Raw genomic sequence first — 4,911 nt, forward strand, 5'->3', positions numbered from 1 at the left:
TCAAGACGCCGGCGCCCGACGGGGAGACGGCGAGTTAGCCGGCAGGTCGGCATGTCAATCCTGGTCTAACAGAGCCTTACCTATTCTATTACGACCAACGGAACGCTTTTGAATGACACTGCTGTGAATTCTTTCAAGGAGCACGGGTTTTCTGTTCTGATTAGTCTCGATGGTACAGGATGCAAGCACGATGCATCGCGCCCGTACAAGACGGGAGGCGGCTCTTTCTCCGATATCGACAAAAACGTTCGTCGTTTTTCCGAGTCGTTCCCCTTCGGCGCAAGAGCGACCTTAACAAATAATAACTGTAACCTTGTTGAAGACTATCTTCAGTTTAAAGAGATGGGCTTCAGAAGGATTTACTTCTCGCCCGTGAGCTCATTCGATGAGAATATCAAACTCGACGAACACTCATTAAACAAAATCAGGGCGGGCCTCATAGATTTGGCGGATCAATATCTCAAACAGATTGATCAAGGGGAAAAGCCCTTGTTTAGAACATTGAAAACTGCAGTTGATTTGATTATGAGCAACAGGATCGCCTTTGTCGGATGCGGGGCTGGCAGGCGTTTTATTTCCGTGACTCCCGAAGGGGACGTATACCCCTGTCACAGGTTTGTCGGGATGATGCGATTCAAAATGGGCAACATCGTCACCGGAATTGACGAAACTAGGTATATTGAAAACTGGAGTCAGGGTGTCGAAAAAAGAATTGACTGTACGGACTGTTGGGCTCGGTCTTTCTGTGGTGGGGGCTGTAGCTGGGAGGCTGCAGACGAGCACGGCTACTTGCCCAAGAGTCTACACCCTGCATCATGTGAATATAGAAAAATGTGCTACGAGATGGCTTTTGACCTTATTTCCCGCCACTCATCTTCGCAGGAGAAAAATCAACGAGAAGCTACTGTATCGGAATAAGCGGTTCAGCGCATTGCTGTCACCATTGTGGAGGTGTTCGTTCTTCTGATTACCGTCTGCGAAGCTTATTGCTACGTTCGCCGAAACCATTCTAGAAATATGGTGAACTAGACATCTTGGTTTGTTATACACAATATTGAGGTTTTTCTGCACTCAAAGGGAGGTAGTCGTGAAGCATATTCATCCGATTAATCCAGGAAGTGGCGACGAGGCAGGCGTGAAGCCGATGTCTTTTGACTGCCTCTTGGGCATTACTGACATCTGTACTGTTTATGATAAAGCAGATGGCTGTGGTGCATACGATTACTGCGACTATGACATGGATGGCGGCAGCATCTGCGTTGTAGATCACTGTGGCATTGATCAAACGTAGTCTCTAATTGGATTAAGGTGAGGAGCTGTTATGAAGCATATCCATCCTGTTGGTTCAAATGAACATCCTCCCGTTGAGCCTTGTTGTCTTGGAGTTGATATATGCAATTTTTACGACATCGCCGAGTGCCCTGTTGCGGATTGGTGCTATGTCGATAAAGAATCAAGCTGTGTTTTGCCAGCAGATTGGTGCGATCCAGTTGACGAGTAGTTTTGTGGCTAGGAACTATTTGGTCCAATTCAGAATAAGATGGGAACAAATACCAAAATCTCGTGTCTGGGAGGAGTTATGCCATTATTGCAAGGTCTCGTTGGATTAGCCTTTATATTTGCGTTATATCTGGCACCTTTTTTAATTCTATTCTTCATTATCCGACTCTTTCTTCGGAGAAAATAGGAGTGTCACGCAAACATTAGCGTAGCTTTCTTCCAATATGAGCCGAGCATTAGCAAGTGGAATAAGAAGCCCGACCGTTCGCCACATGAAAGTGATCGGACGGGCTTCTCTATTTAACCCGGGCCGCCACCCATAGCGGCTTTCCGAGCGTATTCTCAGTGCAAAGCAATCGTCAGTTTAATCCTATGCGCTGATACCGCATTTCATTTGTTCGGCTCGAATTCTACGGCCTGGCAACCCTCGCACTCTCCGGCAAATGGATTGAACGCGAAGGCAGAGATGATGTGTGCGTGGACATCGAGGCTGCTGTAGGCAACATACTGGGACATGGACCCCCGCTGCGCGTGGTATGCGGCCCGGCATATTCATTGCCGTCCAACCCCGTGTAGTTGCAGCAAAGGGTGGAACCTCAATGCTCAGCTCATGTTGTCCGTGGGACACGAGAATCGTAAGTACACTTTGGTGCGATTCTCACGCTGATACTGAGCCACCTGGAATAAGATACGTCGCGACAACACTTCGCTTCACCTCTGTCTCGACAAGATGACGTAGACTAAAGTTTCCTTTAGTAAGAGAACGAGAACTATATCTGAAAGCGTTGCGATGGCGTGAAGGCACCGAGTCCGAACCGCCTGAATGCTACGTGCATCTGCATCGCCTTTTTGTTATCTCTGCCAGTTGGGTAGCACTACACTTGTCATCATTTACCCTGGTACATGCTGCCTAAATCCACTACCCCTTCTACCGCGCCGACCATCTCGTCATCGTGAGAGACAACGATGATCAGCTGGCTTTGCTTGTTGCGCTTAACATAGGCCGCAAGCTCGGCGCGGCTTACAGCGTCTAACCCAGTCGTGGGCTCGTCGAGTACCAAAACTGACGACTTGCGTGAAATCGCCGACCATAAGTACACTCGGCGCAGCTCACCGCCCGAAAGCGCGGAGCAACGTTTCCCGAGCAACTCCTTCACGCTGTTTTCCAGCGAAAGTAGGCCATCTACACCCCGGTGATAGGAAGAAAAGGGCGTGTCGAAATACTCTAACAGCTCTTTCACCGTTTCGTCCGGCGCGAAGCACGACTGTGGGCAGCACGATATCTCTCTCGCACGTATGTAATCCAAGTCGCATTCTTCGATTGGCACGCCGTTGTATTTTACTTTGCCTTTCGATGAGTATAGCCCGAGCATCAAGTAAAGAAGTGACGTCTTGCCTCTTCCGTTTTCCCCAACTATGCAATATGTACCAGGACCGGAAAACTTGAAAGAAAACCCGCCGAGGACCTCTCGGACAGATCCGTCTGGAAGGGCAACCGAGAATTCCAAATCAGATACCGAAATGTCATTTATTTCATCGAGTTTAGCTAAATCGGTCCGATTCCACCCCGATCTCTCCTTTTCTCTCGTCGCGATAGCCGTCCTATCCCATGATGCTTTGGCATCTTGATAGGATTTGAACAATGACATCATACTTTTCAAAGTCTTAAAGAGAACCGCGAAGTATGTACCGATGATAGTGTACTCGCCTATTGACATAGTTCCGTTAATGATTCGTACTCCGGAAACAACAAGTATCACCGCTTGAAACAACGCTGCGAAAAGACCATCGAGCGATGTCAGAGAATATGATAGCTTTCCGGAGCGCAAAACTTTGGAAAATAGCTCTTAAACCCAGCGTCGAGCGCTTGTTCGCTCTTGCCGTACGAAGATGTCAGTTGAATGTTGAGAATCTGATTAAGCTGCGATGCAATTGCGGCGTAAAAGGCGCTGTCCGCCTCTTTCTTCTCATACGTGACCCTATACAAAAGTTTCCTCAACCCAGTAATTACACAGAAATACACGATGAGGAGAATGATGGAAAACACCGCGAGAGTTGAATCAATTGACCATATGATAAGCAATACGATGGGAATGGCTACAATGGACAGCGGCGCACTGATAAAATTCGCCAAAACGAAGGATGAGACCACGCTGGAGTCGGAAATAATCCGTTGCGTTGTATAGGCTGGATCGATGGTCCGACTCACCAAGTAATCGTCTCTTTCAAAACGCAAGACGGCCTCCCTGAGAAGATCAAAGGAAAGTCTCGTGGTTATGCGAATGGAAAGTGTTCCTGCAAAATAAGTAAAGAGGGTGGAGAAAACTCCTATTGACGCAACCAGGAGCGCGAAGAGTACGGCGTCTCTTTCGCTGCGGTTACCGAGAAGAAAATCTAAGAATTTCCCGTTCACGTATGGCATGGCATAGGAGAGAGCGGTTCCAATCACCGTGATAGCAATGAAGACGAAAGCCCCTTTTGCTCTGATGAACCTCGAGAGAACGCATCGAATCAAGGAAGGCCCCAATCTACCCGCCACAAAACATCAATCACTGATACCTTACACCTCAACACAACAGGAGCGAAGATTTGCCAATGAGACTGCTTTAAGATTGCCTTGGGCCAATACGATCTCAAGCTCTTCCTACAAGAGAGTCGGAATCGGACATCTCCTCCGACGAACCTGGCAATCGGGCGGTTGAAATATCTTTTTCAACCGCCCGATTGCCACAATAGATTTGAGCATCCGCCCACAAACGTCCGCGTTTTATACCCATCAAATCCTTTGCCTTTTGTCGTCTAGACTAGAAAAATCGCTCGAAATAACGCAACCGGCCTGCTCGCTTGAAGAAACCTAAGCCCGTAACGTAGATGTGCAAACTTCCGAAACGCCTTGCGCGGCATAGTGCGTATAAACTTCGTCAACCGCCTCAGAAATATCTGAGTATCGCGCCGGGTCAAAAGCATACGATGTCGCCGCCATACCCCGCACCCATTCGGAACGCGGATTAATTGAATAGCCACACAGCATCATCATACATGCATCTAGACCTGATTTCCCAAGTATCCGACGTATTGATGAGAGCATCGCGGGTCGCCCCTGCACCATCGTCGTCACCCCTATTAGCAGTATTTACCGTTTTTCTCTAAATGCGTATCGCCACCCTTAAGAATACGAAGTGTTTTATCCAGACCCGATTGTCCTCCATCTCAAACGAAGGGATAAGGAATCTCATCCGGAATCGGCAGTAACGGAGGATTCACAACGACAAGCGAAAAACATGAGTCATCTCTCAGAGGGGAGTAAAGGCTCCCCTCAAGCACCCTAGTTTCGTCATCCAAAGAGTTGATGGCAGTGTTTTTCTTACAAAGGTCGACAACAAAAGGGTTGATTTCTACAGATGTTACATC

The 4,911-nt window shown here is 48.0% G+C and carries 6 protein-coding genes; 3 read left to right on the forward strand and 3 right to left on the reverse strand.

The window, feature by feature from the left end:
* Positions 1-108: 108 nt before the first annotated feature.
* The 3 genes from AB5405_RS01820 to AB5405_RS01830 all read left to right on the forward strand — a co-directional run bounded on the left by AB5405_RS01820 (position 109) and on the right by AB5405_RS01830 (position 1,501).
* A complete protein-coding gene (locus AB5405_RS01820; protein ID WP_368137389.1) occupies positions 109-918 on the forward strand; it encodes a radical SAM protein in 810 nt (269 codons plus the stop codon).
* A gap of 169 nt (positions 919-1,087) precedes the next feature.
* Positions 1,088-1,291, forward strand: a complete 204-nt coding sequence (locus tag AB5405_RS01825; RefSeq protein WP_124785779.1) for a hypothetical protein — start codon at positions 1,088-1,090, stop codon at positions 1,289-1,291.
* Positions 1,292-1,321: 30 nt separating this feature from the next.
* Entirely contained in the window at positions 1,322-1,501 is a 180-nt protein-coding gene (locus AB5405_RS01830) for a hypothetical protein (protein WP_147324165.1), read from the forward strand.
* Between the two features lie 886 nt (positions 1,502-2,387).
* On the opposite strand, the gene AB5405_RS01835 is transcribed toward AB5405_RS01830, so the two are convergent.
* The 3 genes from AB5405_RS01835 to AB5405_RS01845 all read right to left on the reverse strand — a co-directional run.
* Complete coding sequence (locus AB5405_RS01835; RefSeq protein ID WP_368137391.1) at positions 2,388-3,218, reverse strand: ATP-binding cassette domain-containing protein; 831 nt, start codon at positions 3,216-3,218, stop codon at positions 2,388-2,390.
* Between the two features lie 80 nt (positions 3,219-3,298).
* Positions 3,299-4,015: an ABC transporter transmembrane domain-containing protein gene (locus AB5405_RS01840; protein WP_368137392.1), complete on the reverse strand. Its 717-nt coding sequence runs from the start codon at positions 4,013-4,015 to the stop codon at positions 3,299-3,301.
* A gap of 695 nt (positions 4,016-4,710) precedes the next feature.
* On the reverse strand, positions 4,711-4,911 hold a 201-nt coding region (locus AB5405_RS01845), incomplete at its 5' end, for a hypothetical protein (protein ID WP_368137394.1).

The sequence above is a fragment of the Collinsella aerofaciens genome (assembly GCF_040920445.1).
Taxonomy (GTDB): domain Bacteria; phylum Actinomycetota; class Coriobacteriia; order Coriobacteriales; family Coriobacteriaceae; genus Collinsella; species Collinsella aerofaciens_BH.